Consider the following 16457-nt stretch of genomic DNA (forward strand, 5'->3'; position numbering starts at 1 on the left):
GAACACCACTACTGTCCCCCCACCCCTCCCGTCCTCTTGGGGGGGGGGGGGGGGTGTGGGGGGGGGGTGGGCGGTGGGGGGGCCCCCGCCGCCCGGCGCCCGCCGCCGCTCCCCCGCCGCCGCGCGCGGGCGCGTCCGAGGCCCCGCCGGCAGTGCCGCCCGCGGCGCCGCCGACGGTGTCACCGGTCGCGGCGGGGAAGCGGTCGGCGGCGAGGGCTCCGACGGTGGCGGTGGCCCCGAGCGCGGCGGCCAGGCGCAGCGCCGCCCGCCGCCCCATGGGCATCTGATCCTTTTTCATGACCAATGGTTCGTACGGGCGAGGGTCGGCGCGGCTCATCGACACCGCGGCCGGGGCCGAAAGCACCCGATGGGCCGACAGCCGGAACGGGCGGGGGCCGGTCACACGGCCCGCCCCCGTGCAACCGGGGGCGCTACTCGCCCATCACCAGGCCGTCCCGGTCGGCGCCGCGGGAGAGGACCACCTGCCGGATGGTCTCGCGGATGCCGAAGTGCCGGGGGTCGGAGCCGTCGGCGGCGCCGAGGTTCACCACGCGGCCGCTGCCGGTGTCGAACCACTGGGGAACGAACTCCGCCCGGGTGACCTCCCAGCGGCCGCCGGGCGTCCGGGGCGGCGCGAAGGTGAAGCGGCCGATGCTGCCCTGGTTGCCCCGCGGGTCGTGGGCGCCCTCGTGGTTGATCATGTCCCCGGCGATCTGGTCGCCCATCCCGTACACCACCCAGGTGCCGTTGACCTTCTCGTACGCCTGGGGGACGTGGGCGTGGGTGCCGATGATCAGGTCGATGTCGGGGCGGCCGCCGGTCCGCGAGGCAGTGAGGGCGCGGGCGAGGGAGAGCTGGCGCTCGTCGGGCGCGGTCTGCCATTCGGTGCCCCAGTGGACGCTGACCACGACGACGTCGGCGCCCGCGGCGCGGGCGGCGCGCGCGTCGGCGACGACCTTGCCCTCGTCCAGCAGGTTCACGGCCCACGGCTGGCCCTCGGGGAGGGGGCGGCCGTTGGTGTCGTAGGTGTAGGCCAGTTGGGCGACGGTGGCGCCGCCCGCCTTGAGGAGGGTGGGCCGGGACGCCTCCTCGGCGGTGCGGGCCGAGCCCGCGTGGCGGACGCCCGCCCTGTCCAGGACGTCGAGGGTGCGGCGGAGTCCGGCGGCACCGTCGTCGAGGGTGTGGTTGGAGGCGGTGGAACAGGAGTCGTAACCGGTGGCCTTGAGGGCGGTGGCGACCTCGGGCGGCGACTTGAAGGCGGGGTACCCGGTGTAGGGGCCGCCCTCCTTGCCGTAGACGGTCTCCATGTGGCAGACGGCCAGGTCGGCCGCGGAGACGACGCCCCGTACGCCCGAGAGCATGGGGCGGAAGTCGTAGCCGTGGCCGCCGGCGTCCTCGGCCGCCTTGCGGATGATGGAGTCGTGCGGGAGGACGTCGCCGGAGGCGACGAGGGTGAAGCCCGTGGGCGCGGAGGCCCCGCCGGGGGCGGCGGAGGGGACGGCGGGGGACGTACCCGCCCCTCCGGTGGTGACGCCCGGGGCGGGACCTCCGCCGTCCGGCCCGCTCCCCGCGCCGCAGCCGGTCGCGGCGGCGAGCAGGAGGGCGGCGAGGGCCACCGCGCCGGGTCTGGTTCGTGAGCTCATCAACGGTTCGCCACTTTCCTGGGATGAACATCTGTTCTGATGAATTCATCGCTCAGAAATGCCCCAGTCAAGGGCCAATACGGCGAGTCGTGACGAACCCTGCCGAAACGGACGCAAGCCCTCCGCCCGACCGCTCGACGTGCCGTTCACCGCTCGGTGCGACCGTTCGTCGCACACCGCTGCCCGTTCCCTGTCCCTCGCTGCCCGGATGCGTTCGTATACGCCCCGAACGACGAGCCGCACGGAGAGGCGGAAAGCGATGGCGACGGCGACGGCAGCAGCGGGCGCGACCACGACCGACGAGCGGACCCTGGTGGAGATGCAGCGGGACCACGGCCCGGCGCTGCTCTCCTTCCTGCTCGGCCTCACCTACGGGGACCGGCAGCGGGCCGAGGACCTCGCCCAGGAGACCCTCGTACGGGCCTGGCAGCACCCCGAGGCCTTCGACGGCTCCTACGCCTCGATCCGGCCCTGGCTCTTCACCGTGGCCCGGCGCCTCGCCATCGACGCGCGCCGCTCGCGCCTCGCCCGCCCCGCCGAGATCGGCGACGGCGTCCTCGCGGTCACCCCCGACCCCGCCGACGCCACCGCCTCCGCGGAGGCGGCCCTCGACGTGCGGGCCGCTGTCCGGGAACTGAGCCCCGAGCACCGTGCCGTCCTCGTCCGGCTCTACTTCCACGGGCTGACCGTCAACGAGGCCGCCGTGGACCTCGGCATCCCCGCCGGGACCGTCAAGTCCCGTTCCCACTACGCGCTGCGGCAGCTCGGCCGCTCGCTCCCCGGCTACCGCCCGCGCCGCGCGGGCGTTGCCCGGTCGCACGCCGGAGCCCCACAATGACGCCGTGACGCTGACACTCGCCGCCGCCGAAAAGGTCCTCGCCGACAACTTCGCCCCCTGGGTGCTCGATCTGGGACTCACCGTCGAGTCCGTCGGGTCCGCCGGCTCGGCCGGCTCGGCCGGCTCGACCGGCTCCGTCGACGGCCGGGAGGCGGTGCTCCGGCTGCCCTGGTCGGACCGGCTCGCCCGGGAGGGCGGCGGGCTGTGCGGCCAGGCCCTGATGGCCGCCGCCGACACGGCGACGGTCCTCGCGGTCGCCGCCGCACGCGGCGGCTTCGTTCCCATGACCACCGTGCAGCAGTCCATCAGCTTCCAGCGGGCGGTCGTCGGCGCCGACGTCCTCGTCCGGGCCCGGCTCACCAAGACCGGGAAGCGGATGGCGTTCGCGGACATCACGATGACCGCCGAGGGCACCGAGGAGATCGCCGCCCACGCGACCGCCGTGTACGCGCTCCTCGGCTGAGCCGCGGCCCGCTCCCGCCGCTGCCCCGGCGCCCCTCCGCCGGCTCTCCCGCCCCCCGCTCCCCCGTGGTCTCCGTCGCCCCACCGGCACCGATCCGGCCGGGGAACGTATCCCAAACCACACGGGCGAGTTGAGCAAACCGGCACCCGCGCGGACCGTTCCCGGAGGAGGCTCTCCCCCGGGGTTCCGCGTCGGGGACCCCGACGTCCGGGAGAAGGTGGGAGCGTTGCTGCCCGAGAGCACGAACGGCACCGGCGGCACGAGCGGCGGCGGCATCGCCGTCCCGATGGCGTGGCTGTGTGCCGAGTACCTCGCCGACGAGATGGTGCGCGCCGCCGGGCTCGCCCCGCCCGGCACGCTGGAGCACCGGGCGGGCCGGCTGACCCTGGCCCTCACGGTCCACCTCTCCGAGGGCGCGGGGCCGCTGTCGCCCGGCCGGGTCGACGAGTGGCTGCGCCGCACGGCGTACGACAGTTCGTGGGCGTCCTGGGTCGAGGAGCGGCTCGCGGCGCGGGCGGCGACGGACGGCGGGAGCCCGGACCTGACGCTGGCGCGCGCGGCCTGGCGCCGCCTGCGCGACACCTGGGTGCACGCGGCCGACCTGGACGGCCGCACCGCGGCGGGCCCCTGCGGGGAGGTCGACGAGTCGACCCGTGTGTGGCTGCCCGCCTGGGAGTTGGGCCTCCCGCTCGCCCATCTCTCCCTGCAGCTGCGCTGACCCGTCCCGGTGACCCGCGCGGTCAGGGAGGCGAACGGTGCACCCCGGGGCGGTACTTGGGGATGCGGACGGTGACCTTCATGCCGGCGCCGGTGCCGGTCTCGATGACGAGTCCGTGCTCCGGGCCGTACACCTGGCGGAGCCGCTCGTCCACGTTGGAGAGCCCGATGCCGGAGCCGGACGGGTGCTCGCCGCGCAGGACCGCCTTCAGCAGCTCCGGGTCCATGCCGACGCCGTCGTCCTCGACGGTGACGACGGCCTCGGCCCCCGCGTCGTGGGCGGAGATCACGACGCGGCAGCCGCGCTCGCTGTCCTGGAGGCCGTGCTTGACGGCGTTCTCGACGAGTGGCTGGAGGCAGAGGAACGGCAGGGTCACGGGCAGCACCTCGGGGGCGATCCGCAGGGTGACCTTCAGCCGTCTGCCGAACCGCGCCCCGGCGAGGGCCAAGTACTGCTCGATGGAGCGGAGTTCGTCGGCGAGCTGGGCGAACTCGCCGTGCTGCCGGAAGGAGTAACGGGTGAAGTCGGCGAATTCGAGGAGGAGTTCGCGGGCCCGCTCGGGGTCCGTGCGGACGAAGGAGGCGATAGCGGCGAGGGAGTTGAAGATGAAGTGCGGGGAGATCTGGGCGCGCAGGGCGCGGATCTCGGCCTCGACGATCCGGGTGCGGGAGCGGTCGAGTTCGGCGAGTTCCAGCTGGACGGAGACCCAGCGGGCCACCTCCGTCGCGGCCCGCACCAGGACCGCGGACTCCCGCGAGCCGTAGGCGACGAGCGCACCGAGCACTCCGTCCTCGCCGGTCAGCGGGGCGACGACGGCCCAGCGCAGCGGGCAGCCGGGGTCGGCGCAGTCGGTCCGGGCGGAGCGGCTGCGGCCGGTCTCCAGGGTCTCGGCGACGAGCGCGGGGACGCGGTCGCGGTGGTGGTCGCCGCCCGGCCCGTCCCAGGCGAGGACGGCGCCGCGGTCGGTGAGGCAGAGCGCCTCGGTGCCGAGCAGCGAGCGCAGGGTGCGGGCGGCCTTGCGGGCGGTCTCCTCGGTGAGTCCGGCGCGCAGCGGCGGCGCGGCGAGCGAGGCGGTGTGCAGGGTGTGGAAGGTGGCGCGTTCGACGGGGGTGCCGAGGTCGAGGTCGGCGGCGCTGTCGCCGCGGCGGGCCGCGAACCGTCCGAGGACGAAGCCCGCGGCCAGCAGGACGGCACCGGCGGCGGCCGCGGCGGCCAGGGCGACGCCGCTCATCGGCGGGCCTTCTGCGGGGCCACGGGCGTGGTCAGCTCCTCGGGCAGGTGGAGACGGGCGAGGAGCGCGGGGGTGCCGGCCGGGACGCGGCGCGGGGTGGCGAGCGAGACGAGGACCATGCTGAGGAAGCCGAGCGGGACGGACCAGACGGCGGGCCAGGCCATCAGGGTGTGCGGCCAGCCGCCGGGCGCGAGCCCGGCACGGGTCGCCATGACGGCGGCGAGGGCGGAGCCGCCGCCGAACAGCAGTCCGGCCATGGCGCCGGGCGGGGTGAGCCGCCGCCACCAGATGCCGAGGACGAGCAGCGGGCAGAAGGAGGAGGCGGAGACCGCGAAGGCGAGTCCGACGGCGTCGGCGACGGGGACCTTGGAGGCGACGACGCCGACGCCCAGCGGGACGGCGGTGGCGAGCAGGGTGGCGAGGCGGAAGTGCCGTACGCCGCGGGCGGGCCCCCGGGCGGGCAGGACGTCCTGGGTGAGGACGCCGGCGACGGACATCGTCAGACCGGAGGCGGTGGAGAGGAAGGCGGCGAAGGCGCCCCCGGCGAGGAGCGCGCCGAGCAGGTCGCCGAGCGCGCCGCCGACGATCCGGTCGGGCAGGACGAGCACGGCGGCGTCGGCGGAGCCGGTAAGGGCGAGTTCGGGGGCGTAGATCCGGCCGAGGGCGCCGTAGAGCGGCGGCAGCAGGTAGAAGGAGCCGACGAGGCCGAGGACGACGAGGGTGGTGCGGCGGGCGGCGCGGCCGTGCGGGCTGGTGTAGAAGCGGACGGCGACGTGGGGCAGGCCCATGGTGCCGAGGAAGGTGGCGAGGATCAGTCCGTACGTGGCGTAGAGCTGGTGTCCGTCGCGGCCGCCGGCCAGCGGCTGCGACCAGCCGAGGGGGTCGGAGCCGTCGGCGGCCCGCTCGGGCAGCTCGGTGCCGGGCGCGAAGGCGAGGGCGGTGCCGGCGAGGACGTGGTGGGTGCCCGGGCCGAGGGTGACGGTGCTCGCCTCGTACGGGACGGAGTCGACGCTGCCCGTGACGGTGAGGGTGAGGGGGGCGTCGAGCCCGATGCGTACGGTGTCGGCGATCCGGACGGTGGTGTGCTCGCGGAGCACCGCGGGGGCGTCGAAGCGGGCGCGGGGTGCGCCGTCCCCGTACCAGGCGGCGAGCAGGAAGAGCGCGGGCACCAGGAGGGCGGCGAGCTTGAGCCCGTACTGGAAGGCCTGGACGAAGGTGATGCTGCGCATGCCGCCGGCGGCGACCGCTCCGGTGACGACGAGGGCGACGAGGAGGCCGCCGACCCAGTCGGGGGCGCCGGTGAGGATCTCCAGGGTGAGCCCGGCGCCCTGGAGCTGCGGCAGCAGGTAGAGCCAGCCGATGCCGACGACGAAGAGGCTGGCGAGGCGGCGGGCGGGCGGCGATTCGAGGCGGGCCTCGGCGAAGTCGGAGAGGGTGTACGCGCCGGAGCGGCGGAGCGGGGCGGCGACGAGCACGAGCAGGACGAGGTATCCGGCGGTGTAGCCGACCGGGTACCAGAGCATGGCGGGGCCCTGGACGAGGACGAGGCCCGCGATGCCGAGGAAGGAGGCGGCGGAGAGGTACTCGCCGCTGATGGCGGCGGCGTTGAGTCCGGGCCGCACGGTGCGGGAGGCCACGTAGAAGTCGGAGGTGGTGCGGGAGATCCGCAGGCCGAGGGCGCCGATGAGGACGGTGGCGAGGACGACGGCGGTGACGGCGACGACGGCGTAGGTCTGGTTCATGCGGGGCGGTTCACCGTTCTCACCGTTCGACGAGGCCGGTGAAGTCGCGTTCGTTGCGCTCGGCGCGGCGGACGTACCAGTGGGCGATGCCCCAGACGACCGGGTACACGCCGAAGCCGAGCGCGGCCCAGACGAGCGCCTCGGGGGCGGGCAGCGCGAGCAGCAGCGGCAGGGCGCCGACGAGCAGGGCGAGCGCGCCGAGCGCGGTGAGGGCGGCACGCAGCTGGCTGCGCATCAGGGAGCGGACGTAGGTGTGGCCGAGGGTGGTCTGCTCGTCGATCTCGGAGCGCGCGGGCGGGTGGGCCGTGCGCCGTCCGGCACGGGCCGGCGCGGCGCCGGGGCCGGGGCCGTGCGCGGAGGCGTAGGTGACGGTCTCGCGGCGGGGCCTGCGCGGGGCGTCCCCCCGGCCGGGGGCGGGGGGAGGGTGGTGCTCGGACATCGGCGTCCGCTCCCGCCTCTCTCGACGACGTACGGGGGACGGCTCGCGCGGGCGGTTCACCCGCCCGGCGGACGCGTGGAGTCTACGCAGCGGGGTGGCCGGGCGGTAGGTCTCCGGCCCGCTGACGTGCGGCGACCGTCCCGGGGAGGGGCGGGGAGGGGGTCAGCCTCCGGCGCGGCGCATCAGCAGGTCCCGGAGCTGGCGGGCGTGGCGGCGGCTGACGGCGAGGTCGGTGCCGCCGATCCGTACGGTGGTGGCGCCGCCGTCCAGGCGGAGTTCGTCGATCCGGGCGAGGGAGACGAGGTGGCTGCGGTGGATCCGGACGAAGCCGCGCGCCGCCCACCGCTCCTCCAGGGCGGAGATCGGGATGCGGACGAGGTGGCTGCCCTGGTCGGTGTGGAGGCGGGCGTAGTCGCCGTGGGCCTCGACGTAGGCGATGTCGTCGACGGGGACGAAGCGGGTGACGCCGCCCAGTTCGACGGGGATCTGCTCGGGGGCGGCCGGCGCGGGCGCGGCCGTCGCCGCGTGGACCAGCTCGTGGACGCGGCGGACGGCCTCGGCGAGGCGTTCGCGTCGGACGGGCTTCAGGACGTAGTCGACGGCCTTCAGGTCGAAGGCCTGGAGGGCGAAGCCCTCGTGGGCGGTGACGAAGACGACGAGCGGCGGGCGGGCGAACCCGGCGAGGAGCCGGGCGACGTCGAGGCCGGTGAGACCGGGCATGTGGATGTCGAGGAAGACGACGTCGACGGCGTCCTCGCCCTCGGGTCCGCCCTCCAGGGCGCGGCCGATCCGGCGGAGCGCGGCGGTGGCGTCGCCCGCGCCCTCGGCGGTGCGGACGCGCGGGTCGGCGCGCAGGAGGTAGAGCAGCTCCTCCAGGGCGGGTTCCTCGTCGTCGACGGCCAGTACGCGCAGCATGCGCGGGAGTCTAGGGGAGGAGTTCCAGCAGGCGGCGACCGCGGCACGTAGCGTTGTGCCCGACGGGTCCGATCGGGAGGTACGCGGTGCTGACGTGGGACGAAGCCGTCGTTCAGCTGGAAAACCCGTCGTCGGCGAAGCGCCGGGCGGCCGCGAAGCGGCTGCGCGTGCCCGCGGTCACGGCCGCGGGTCCGGGGCTGCTCGAGGCGCTGCGGCACGAGGTTCTCCACCCGCGGACGTGGGAGACGCGGTACGAGATGATCATGGCACTGGGGGCGTGTGATCACCGGCCGGCGGTCCCGTTCCTGAGCGATCTGGCACAGCGGTCGCTCGACGACACGATGGTGTACGTCGCCCTGGGCGACTCGATCGTGCGGCTGCGCGGTGCGGAGGAGGGAGTCTCGGCTCCTGTGCGGTGGTGCCTGGACAGCGGAACGCCCATGCTCGCCGACGGAGCCCTCCGCGCCGTCGCCGTGCTGCGCGCGGTGCCGGATCCGCGGACCGTCGACCGCGTGCTCGACTTTCTGGTACCGCTGGACCCGTACGACGGACTGCGCTTCTGGGCGGCCGCGGCGGCCGGATGGCCGGGCGAGCGCGTCCGGGCGTTCCTGGAAGGGTGCGTGGCGGGTCCTCGGACGGACGTGACCGAGGCGGCGGCCGCGTCACTGGCGGGCACCTACCGGACCTACGACCCGTTCTGGCGCTACTTCAGGAGGCGGGAGAGCCTTCGGTCGGCGAGGACCTTTCCGTCGGTCTGGCAGGTGGGGCAGTACTGGAGGGACGAGTCGCTGAAGGAGACCTCGCGGATCGTGTCGCCGCAGACGGGGCAGGGCAGGCCGGTGCGTCCGTGGACGCGCAGGCCGCTTTTCTTCTCGGCCTTCAGTTTTCCGGCGGCGAGGCCGTGGGAGCGGTCGACGGCCTCGCGGAGGGTGGAGCGGACGCAGGCGTGGAGCGCCGTGATCTCCTCGGGGGTGAGGTTCTGTGTGGGCTTGAAGGGGGACATGCGGGCGGCGTGGAGGATCTCGTCGCTGTAGGCGTTGCCGATGCCGGCGATGAGGCTCTGGTCGCGCAGGGCGCCCTTGATCCGGCGCCGCTCGCCGGCGAGGAGCGCGGCGAACTCCTCGGGGCCGAAGTCGTCGGCGAGGGGGTCGGGGCCGAGGCGGGCGACGCCGGGCACCTCCTGGGGGTCGTGCACGAGGTGGACGGCGAGGCGTTTGGTGGTTCCGGCCTCGGTGAGGTCGAAGCCGTCGCCGCCGGTGAGGGCGGTCCGCAGCGCGAGCGGGCCCTTGCCGGGCCGGGGCGGGCCCGAGGGCAGTGGGTCCTGCCAGCGGAGCCAGCCGGCGCGGGCCAGGTGGACGAGGAGGTGCAGCTCCCCGACGCTCCCGGTGCCCCCGGTGCCCTCGGCGCTCCCCGCGCTCCCTTCGCCGGCCGCCGTCCGGACGGTGATGTCGAGGAACTTCCCGTGCCGTCCGACCCCGGTGACCCGGCCGCCGTCGAGGGCGGCGAGCGGCGGGTCGTACGTCTTGAGGACGCTGATGGCGACGGGCAGCACGCGGGCGATCTCCTTGCCCACCAGGTGCGTGCCGAGGAACGCGCGGAGCGCCTCCACCTCGGGAAGTTCGGGCATGGCTCCACCCTGCCGCACGGACGCCCGCTGCGCCCCCCGAGCCTCAGGGGGTGAGGGGGGCGAGCAGGTCGAGTTCGGTGGTGAGGGCCGCGGCGAGGGCGTCCAGGTCGGGGACGGCGGCTCCGTCGGCGACGAGGCCGATGTGGACCCGGCCGTCGTACGGGGACATGGCGACGGCGAGGGACTGGCCGCGGGCGAGCGGGGCCATGGGGAAGAGGGCGCGCAGCGGGGCGCCGCCGAGAGAGAGCGCGGAGCGCGGGAGGGGGACCTGGGTGACGAGAAGGTCGAAGAGGACGCGGGCGGCCCCGGAGGCGAGGGGTGCGCCGAAGCGGTGGGCGAGCGGGTGGAGCCGGTCGGCGAGCAGGGCGACGGCTCCGGCGCCCCTGTGGGGGCCCGCCGCCTTGTTGCGGTCCATGGCGGTGCGGACGGCGGCGAGCCGAGCGGCCGGGTCGGGTTCGGTGACGGGCAGGTCGAGGAGGTAGCCGGAGAGGCTGTTTCCGGGGCCGGGGGCGCTGCCGGGGCGGCGGCGGGAGACGGGGACGAGTGCGCGCGGATCGGCGCCCGGGAGCGGCTGGTCGCGCCCGTCGATCCAGGTGCGGAGGGCTCCGGCGACGACGGCGAGGAGGACGTCGTTGGCGGTGCCGCCGACGCTGCGGCGGACGGCGTGGACCCGGTCGAGGGGCAGGGTGGTGGTGGCGATCCTGCGGGTGCCGCTGGAGTCGGCGGTGAGGGCGGCGGTGGCGGGCCGCGGGTCGAGGCGGCTGGCGCGGACCACGGAGGCGCCGACGTCGACGGCCCGGCCGAGGTCGCCGAGCCGGTCGCGGGCGAGGCCGAGGAGGCGGCCGGGGTCGGGGAGCCAGGAGTGCGGCGGTACGGGGCGGCGCCCGCGGCCCGGGGTCGTACGGCGGCCGGCGGCGATCTCGTCGAAGATGCCGGCGCCGATGGCGACGGCCCGCATGCCGTCGGCGAGGGCGTGGTGGAGTTTGACGAGGACGGCGAAGGAGCCGTCGGGTGCGCCGCTGAGGAGGTACATCTCCCAGGGCGGCAGGCCGCGCTCGACGGGCCGCTCCATGAGTTCGGCGGCGAGGCGGGCGGCCTCTGCGGGGAAGTCGGCGCCCGGGAGGGCGATCTCGTGGACGTGGCGGCGGACGTCGAAGGCGGGGTCGGCGGCCCAGGCGGCGCCTCCGACGGGCAGCAGGACGTCGCGGACCCGCATGCGGAGGCGGGGGACGGCGGCGGCGCGGTGGGCGAGCAGGTCGAGGAGACCGGAGGGGGCGGGCCGGTCCGGGCGGTCGGGCCGGGTCGCTCCGGCGGGTGCGGGGACGGGGCCGAAGTGGGCGAGGGCGCCCAGGTGGAGGGGGTGGGCGGGGGATTCGAGGTGCCAGAAGGCCAGGTCGAGTGGTGCCAGTAGCTCGCTGCTCACGGTGTCCTCACGTCCTGCGCGGAGAGGCGGTTGAGCAGAGTCAATCGCGCACTGTCAGTTACGGTCAAGTACGTTCAGTTCACGCTCAGTTAATGTCCGGGCCCTTCGGGGGCTCGTCCCGGCCCCTCGGAGGCTCGTCCCGGCCCGTCGGGAGCTGACCCCCGGCCCCTCGGCGGCTCCTCCGGGGCCGGTCCGACGGCGAACTCGCACCACACGCACTTGCCGCCGCCGCGGGACTCCACGCCCCAGGAGTCGGAGAGCCGCTCCACCAGGAGCAGCCCGCGGCCCGACACGCCCTGCTCCCCCGCCTCGCGGCGGCGCGGCAGCGCGCTGGACCGGTCCTCGACCTCGACGCGCAGCCGGCGCGTCGCGCCGGGGAGCACCCGCAGGGTCACGATCGCTCCGCCGTCGGTGTGCATGAGGGCGTTGGTCATCAGCTCGTCGGCGACCAGCTCGATCTCGTCGGCGCGCTCCCCCGCGCCCCAGGCCCGCACCGCGGCCCGGATCATGTGCCGGGCGGCTCTGAGCGCCTCGGGATCGCTCTGGGCGACGTGCTGCCGGAACCGGCCGGCGCCCGCCGGGCCGTACGCCGCCCGCCGGCGGAGCAGCAGGATGGCGACGTCGTCCTCGCCGCCCCGGTCGGCGACGACGTCGCAGAGGTGGTCGGCGAGCTGCTGGAGGTCGGCGGGGCCGCGACGGACCAGGGAGGAGAGCCACTGGAGCCCCTCGTCGAGGTCCGCGCCCGGCTTCTCGACCAGGCCGTCGGTGTAGAGGAGCAGGGTCTGTCCGGCGTCCAGGTCCAGCGTGGTGACCGGGTAGTCGAGCCGGCCGAACTCCGCGGAGAGGCCGAGCGGCAGCCCGCCCTCGACCGGCACCCGGCGGCAGCCGCCGTCGGGCTCCCTGACCAGCGGGTCGACGTGCCCGGCCCGTACCACCTGGACCACTCCGGTGCCCAGGTCCACCTCGGCGTAGGTGCAGGTGGCGAAGCGGTCGGTGTCGAGCTCGTGCAGGAAGACGGAGGCGCGCGCCATCACCGTGGCAGGGGTGTGTCCCTCGGCCGCGTAGGCGCGCAGCACGATCCGGAGCTGGCCCATGACGGCCGCCGCGTGGGTGTCGTGTCCCTGGACGTCGCCGATGACGGCGCCGACCCGGCCGCCGGGGAGCGGGATGACGTCGTACCAGTCGCCGCCGATGTCCCGGCCCAGGCGGGCCGAGCGGTACCGGACGGCTATCCGGGCGCCCGGCACCTCGGGGATCCGGCGCGGCAGCATCGCCTGCTGGAGGCCTTCGGCGAGGTCGTGCTCCTGCTCGTACAGCATGGCGCGCTGGAGGCTCTGCGCGATGCTGCTGCCGAGGGCCACGAGCAGGGTCCGCTCGTCCTCGCTGAAGCCGGTCTTGTCGCTGTAGAGCAGGCCGAGGGCACCGATCGGCCGGGCCTGGGCCACCAGCGGGAGGTAGGCGGCGGAGGTGATGCCGAGTCCGCTGATGTGCGGCCAGAGGACCGGGTAGGACTCGGCGAAGTCGTCGACCGTCTCGATGAACCGGGGCCGCAGGGTACGGATCACCTCGCTCATCGGGTACGGCTCGTCCACGCGGGTGAAGCGGGTGCCGGGGACGAAGGCGCCGGCCGGTCCCTCGGCGACGAGGTGGATGCGGCCCGCTTCGAGGAGGCCCATGACGAGGCTGGCGGCACCGAAGTGTTCGAGCGCGTGGGAGTCGTTGAGGAGGTCGATGACGTCCTGGACGGTCCTGGCGTAGGCGAGCGCGGCGGTGGTGCCCTCGATGACCCCGGCGCGCTTCCTGCGGCCCTCGTCGAGGCCGAGGCGGGCGGCGGACTCGGTGAGCTCGTGGGTGGCGTCGCGGAGGATCCCGACGATGCGGACGGGACGGCCCGAGGCGTCGCGGTGGACGAGCCCCTGGGTGTGGGTCCACTGGTGGCGGCCGTCGCGGCGCCGGATGCGGAAGTAGGCGCCGTACTGCTCGCTGCCCTCCTTGAGGGCCTGCGCCACCAGCGTGTCGAGTCGGCGGCCCTCGTCGGGCAGCACCCGGGTGCCGAGGCTCTCGGGGCGGTCGTCGTACTCCGTCCGGTCGATGTCGAAGACCTCGAGGGCGGCGTCGTCCATGGCCATGGTGCCGTCGAGCAGGTCCCAGTCGAAGCCGCCCATGCGGAAGGCGGAGCCGTACGTTTCCAGGATCGGCGCCCCGACGGAGAGGGGCGGGGGCTCGGCGGGCGCAGGCGCGGCGGAGTCCCGCGGTGCGGGGTCCCGCACGGCGGGGTCGGGCGCACCGGGGTCGGGCGCACCGGGGGCCGGCCGGGGTCCGCCGCTCCCCGGGTCGCCGCCGCCCGTCGTCACCGTTCCCCTCAGCCTTCGAAGGTCTCGGGCTGGCTCGGCTCCCGCTCGCCCGGGAAGAGCTCCTCGGGCGGCAGTTCGCCGTCGGGGTACGGGTGGGGGTACGGGTCGGCGGGCGCGTCCGGGTCCGCGGGCGCGTCCGGGTCCACGGGCGCGTCGGGGTCCACGGGTGCGTCCGGCTCGGCGGTGTCGGGTTCCGGGGCGGGCGGTTCCGGGAGGAGTTCCTGGTCCTGCTCCGGCGGGGTGGCGGCGTCCGGGTCCGTCGACGGGATGTCGGGGACGGCCGGGACGTCCGGGGTGACGGGCGTGTCGGGAGTGTCGGGCGTGCTCGGGGTCACCGGGCCCGTGGGCGCGGTCGGGGCGGTCGGGGGCGGGGGGTTCACGGGGCCGGTGCCGGTGCCGTCGGAGCCGGACGGGTCGGGGGTCCCCTCGCCCGCGAGGTGACAGGCGTCCGGGTCGCAGGTGGGCGGGGTGTCGGGTGTGCGGTCGCGGTCGCCGTCGCTGCCGGTGCGGCGTTCGATCCAGGTGTTGTCGACGACGTTCACGATGACCAGCTCGGTGACGACCGTGGTGGTGGGCCGGACGACGATCACCCGGTCGGGGTCGAATCCGTCCCAGGGGTCGCCCTGGTGGACGGCGCCCGGGACGGTGCGGGGGGTGCGGAGCGGGTTGCCGCAGGCGCAGCGGACGCGCGGGGCGCCGTACTGGTCGACGAGGACCGCCGTTCCGGCCTGGAGGACGGCCTGGAAGGGGGCGGCCGCGCCGTCGCGGTAGCCGTGGTTGGTGACCCGGGTGTCCATCCGCAGCACGACGGGGGTCAGCCCGCGCAGCCAGCCGCCGACGTTGGTCTCGGGGATGCCCGCGGCCTCGGCGAAGGCGCGGTTCCTGTCCTTGTCGGCGGCGAGGAAGGAGACCTGGCGCTCGACGTCGCAGCTGGCGACGGAGCGGGTGCCGCCGTAGAGGCCGGGGACCGAGCCGGTGACCTCGCGGGGGCCGCCCTCGGCGTTCGGGGCGGGTGACGGGGCCGGTCGGACGGCGTCGAGGCGCGCGGTGGAGGCGGTGAACGGGTCCGGGCCGCGGGCGGCGACGGGCTGGAGGTGGACGTCCTGCTCGGCGACCCGGGCGGGTGCGGCGGCCCGGCCGCCGCTGCCGCCGTCGCTCGCGGCGGTGCACCCTGCGAGCAGCAGAGCGGTGGCGGCGGTGACGGCCGCGAGACCGGTGCGCGCGCCGAGCCCGTCGACCGGGCCGGAGGAGCGGGTGGGATGGACAGGGCTCGTGGGGCTGCTGGGGCTGATGGGGGTGCGCCGTGTCGGGCGCGTGGGTGAGGGCACCTGATGTCTCCCGATCGTCTCTTCCCCCGGCGCCCTGCGCCCGGGCGTCCTGCCGGTCCTTCATGTCTGTCGCAGGGGGCGGGGCCCCGCAAGCGGAGGGCGGCCGACCGGGGGCGTCCCCGCGACGACCCCCACCCCTCCACTTGAACACGTTCAAGAGAACCCCTACGCTCGAACCATCGGTTGAACGTGTTCAAACGGGGGTGGTGACCCATGACCGCGCTGTCGGTCCTGGTGAATCCGATCGTCACGATCGGCATGCTGTGGGTGGTCCCGACCGGGCTCGCCCTGCTCGACGGCGGCCGCAACGACGGACTCGACGGCGGTCTCGACGACGACGGTCCACGGCCTCCCGGCTGGGCGTTCCTGCGCCGCCGCTGGGTGCTCCTCGCCCTGCCGGGCGCGCTCTCCCTCTGGCTGCCGCGCTCGGGGCTCGCCACCGCGCTCGCCGCCGTCTACGCGCTCGCCACCCTGGCCCTCGCGCTCCAGGCCCCGGCCCGGCTGTTCCTCACCCGCTCCCTGCGACCGCGGGAGATCGCCGTCCTCACGGCGCTCGTCTCCCCCGCCGTCGCCGGACTCGCGCTCGTCTCCGAACGCGCCGGACACCGCCTCTTCGGCTTCGACCTCGACATGCTCGCCCTGACCGTCCCGCACTTCCACTTCGCGGGCTTCGCCGCCGCACTGGTCGCCGGGCTCGTGCACCGGGCCGCCGCCGACGGGCCCACCGCCCGGTTCGCCGCGCTCAGCGTCCCCGCCGGCACCCTGTTCGTCCTCATCGGGTACTTCATCGACGACTGGGCGGAGCTCGTCGGCGCCGTCGTCCTGACCGCCGGCATGACGGCCGTCGCCGTCCTGACCCTGCGGGAGCGCCGCGACCTCGCCACCGACCGGCTCACCCGGGCCCTGCTCGCCGTCTCCGCCCTGGTCCTCTCCGTCACCATGCTGCTCGCCCTCAGCTGGGCCCTCGGCGAGGCGACCGGACTCCCGCACCTCGGCCTGACCTGGACGGCCGCCACCCACGGCCTCGGCAACGCCCTCGGCTTCGCCGTCTGCGCCCTGCTCGCCCGCCGCCGCCTCCACTCCACCGCGGCCGCGGCCGCGGCCCCCGCCCCGTACGGCCGCCGCACGGCCGACACCCACCGAACGGAGCTCCCGGCATGACCCGCCTCACGCGCAGCCTCGCCACCCCCGGCCGCCGCCCCCGCACGCAGGACCGGGACGGCAGCCGCCCCGGGCTCACGTACCGGGAGGTCGGCGCCACCCGCACCCCCGACGACCTGCCCCCGGGCTACCTCCACCTGCGCCACACCGCCACCGTCGGCCACGGACCGGCCGCCTTCGCCGCCGCGAGGGACGCCGTCACCACCTGGGACCTGCACCGGGCGACCGGCGCCCGGGTGGACGCGGACTCCCGGCGGGCCGCGCCCGGCGTACGCCTCACGGTCTCCCTCGGTCTCGGTCGGCTGCGGTACGGCGTCCCCTGCGCGGTGATCTGGACGGCGTACGAGGAGCGGCGCGCGGGCTTCGCGTACGGGACGCTCCCCGGCCATCCGGAGTGCGGCGAGGAGTCCTTCGTCGTCGAGCTCGGCGACGACGGCGCCGTGAGATTCACGGTCACCGCCTTCAGCCGCCCCGCCGCCTGGTACACCCGGCTCGCCGGGCCGCTGGTCCCCCGGCTCCAGCTCGCCTACGCCCGCCTGCTCGGCCGGAACCTCGCACGGATCGTCCGGGGCTGA

At 75.7% G+C, this 16457-nt stretch carries 14 protein-coding genes; 5 read left to right on the forward strand and 9 right to left on the reverse strand.

Annotation, left to right across the window (positions count from 1 at the left end):
- Nucleotides 1–431: 431 nt before the first annotated feature.
- Nucleotides 432–1643: a CapA family protein gene (locus ACWDVG_RS17910; protein WP_451700184.1), complete on the reverse strand. Its 1212-nt coding sequence runs from the start codon at nucleotides 1641–1643 to the stop codon at nucleotides 432–434.
- A gap of 259 nt (nucleotides 1644–1902) precedes the next feature.
- On the opposite strand from ACWDVG_RS17910, the gene ACWDVG_RS17915 reads away from it, so the two are divergent.
- The 3 genes from ACWDVG_RS17915 to ACWDVG_RS17925 all read left to right on the forward strand — a co-directional run bounded on the left by ACWDVG_RS17915 (nucleotide 1903) and on the right by ACWDVG_RS17925 (nucleotide 3662).
- Entirely contained in the window at nucleotides 1903–2481 is a 579-nt protein-coding gene (locus ACWDVG_RS17915; protein WP_451700186.1) for a sigma-70 family RNA polymerase sigma factor, read from the forward strand.
- Between the two features lie 4 nt (nucleotides 2482–2485).
- A complete protein-coding gene (locus ACWDVG_RS17920) occupies nucleotides 2486–2944 on the forward strand; it encodes a PaaI family thioesterase (protein WP_451700187.1) in 459 nt (152 codons plus the stop codon).
- A 226-nt stretch (nucleotides 2945–3170) separates the two neighbouring features.
- Nucleotides 3171–3662, forward strand: coding sequence for a hypothetical protein (locus tag ACWDVG_RS17925; protein ID WP_451700188.1), 492 nt, complete (start codon nucleotides 3171–3173; stop codon nucleotides 3660–3662).
- Nucleotides 3663–3684: 22 nt separating this feature from the next.
- On the opposite strand, the gene ACWDVG_RS17930 is transcribed toward ACWDVG_RS17925, so the two are convergent.
- The 8 genes from ACWDVG_RS17930 to ACWDVG_RS17965 all read right to left on the reverse strand — a co-directional run bounded on the left by ACWDVG_RS17930 (nucleotide 3685) and on the right by ACWDVG_RS17965 (nucleotide 14721).
- Complete coding sequence (locus ACWDVG_RS17930) at nucleotides 3685–4893, reverse strand: histidine kinase (protein WP_451700190.1); 1209 nt, start codon at nucleotides 4891–4893, stop codon at nucleotides 3685–3687.
- Nucleotides 4890–6635 carry a sodium/solute symporter gene (locus ACWDVG_RS17935; protein ID WP_451700191.1) on the reverse strand — a complete coding sequence of 582 codons (1746 nt, stop codon included), beginning with the start codon at nucleotides 6633–6635 and terminating at the stop codon, nucleotides 4890–4892. Before ACWDVG_RS17935 ends, ACWDVG_RS17930 begins: the two co-directional genes overlap by 4 nt.
- Before the next feature lie 19 nt (nucleotides 6636–6654).
- Nucleotides 6655–7074, reverse strand: coding sequence for a hypothetical protein (locus tag ACWDVG_RS17940; RefSeq protein ID WP_451700192.1), 420 nt, complete (start codon nucleotides 7072–7074; stop codon nucleotides 6655–6657).
- Between the two features lie 162 nt (nucleotides 7075–7236).
- The gene (locus ACWDVG_RS17945; RefSeq protein ID WP_451700193.1) at nucleotides 7237–7989 is read right to left on the reverse strand and encodes a LytR/AlgR family response regulator transcription factor; all 753 of its coding nucleotides are present in this window, start codon (nucleotides 7987–7989) and stop codon (nucleotides 7237–7239) included.
- Between the two features lie 703 nt (nucleotides 7990–8692).
- Nucleotides 8693–9616, reverse strand: coding sequence for an Fpg/Nei family DNA glycosylase (locus tag ACWDVG_RS17950; protein ID WP_451700195.1), 924 nt, complete (start codon nucleotides 9614–9616; stop codon nucleotides 8693–8695).
- A 43-nt stretch (nucleotides 9617–9659) separates the two neighbouring features.
- Entirely contained in the window at nucleotides 9660–11039 is a 1380-nt protein-coding gene (locus ACWDVG_RS17955) for a wax ester/triacylglycerol synthase family O-acyltransferase (RefSeq protein WP_451700196.1), read from the reverse strand.
- 89 nt (nucleotides 11040–11128) lie between these two features.
- Nucleotides 11129–13204, reverse strand: a complete 2076-nt coding sequence (locus tag ACWDVG_RS17960) for a SpoIIE family protein phosphatase (RefSeq protein WP_451700277.1) — start codon at nucleotides 13202–13204, stop codon at nucleotides 11129–11131.
- 197 nt (nucleotides 13205–13401) lie between these two features.
- On the reverse strand, nucleotides 13402–14721 hold the full coding sequence (locus ACWDVG_RS17965; protein ID WP_451700197.1) for a DUF6777 domain-containing protein: 1320 nt from the start codon (nucleotides 14719–14721) through the stop codon (nucleotides 13402–13404).
- Between the two features lie 222 nt (nucleotides 14722–14943).
- Here ACWDVG_RS17965 and ACWDVG_RS17970 point away from each other — a divergent pair, with 222 nt between their 5' ends.
- Nucleotides 14944–15882, forward strand: a complete 939-nt coding sequence (locus tag ACWDVG_RS17970; protein WP_451700278.1) for a YndJ family protein — start codon at nucleotides 14944–14946, stop codon at nucleotides 15880–15882.
- Nucleotides 15879–16457, forward strand: coding sequence for a DUF1990 family protein (locus tag ACWDVG_RS17975; protein WP_451700198.1), 579 nt, complete (start codon nucleotides 15879–15881; stop codon nucleotides 16455–16457). The genes ACWDVG_RS17970 and ACWDVG_RS17975 overlap by 4 nt, the downstream gene beginning before the upstream one ends.

It is taken from the genome of Streptomyces sp. NPDC003327 (assembly GCF_053589515.1).

Excerpts from the sequence above, each read along its gene's own strand:
- ACWDVG_RS17930 (WP_451700190.1), bottom strand. The coding sequence starts at position 4,893 with ATGAGCGGCGTCGCCCTGGCCGCCGCGGCCGCCGCCGGTGCCGTCCTG.
- ACWDVG_RS17975 (WP_451700198.1), top strand. The coding sequence starts at position 15,879 with ATGACCCGCCTCACGCGCAGCCTCGCCACCCCCGGCCGCCGCCCCCGC.
- ACWDVG_RS17960 (WP_451700277.1), bottom strand. The coding sequence starts at position 13,204 with ATGGGCGGCTTCGACTGGGACCTGCTCGACGGCACCATGGCCATGGAC.
- ACWDVG_RS17915 (WP_451700186.1), top strand. The coding sequence starts at position 1,903 with ATGGCGACGGCGACGGCAGCAGCGGGCGCGACCACGACCGACGAGCGG.
- ACWDVG_RS17935 (WP_451700191.1), bottom strand. The coding sequence starts at position 6,635 with ATGAACCAGACCTACGCCGTCGTCGCCGTCACCGCCGTCGTCCTCGCC.
- ACWDVG_RS17950 (WP_451700195.1), bottom strand. The coding sequence starts at position 9,616 with ATGCCCGAACTTCCCGAGGTGGAGGCGCTCCGCGCGTTCCTCGGCACG.
- ACWDVG_RS17940 (WP_451700192.1), bottom strand. The coding sequence starts at position 7,074 with ATGTCCGAGCACCACCCTCCCCCCGCCCCCGGCCGGGGGGACGCCCCG.
- ACWDVG_RS17910 (WP_451700184.1), bottom strand. The coding sequence starts at position 1,643 with ATGAGCTCACGAACCAGACCCGGCGCGGTGGCCCTCGCCGCCCTCCTG.
- ACWDVG_RS17945 (WP_451700193.1), bottom strand. The coding sequence starts at position 7,989 with ATGCTGCGCGTACTGGCCGTCGACGACGAGGAACCCGCCCTGGAGGAG.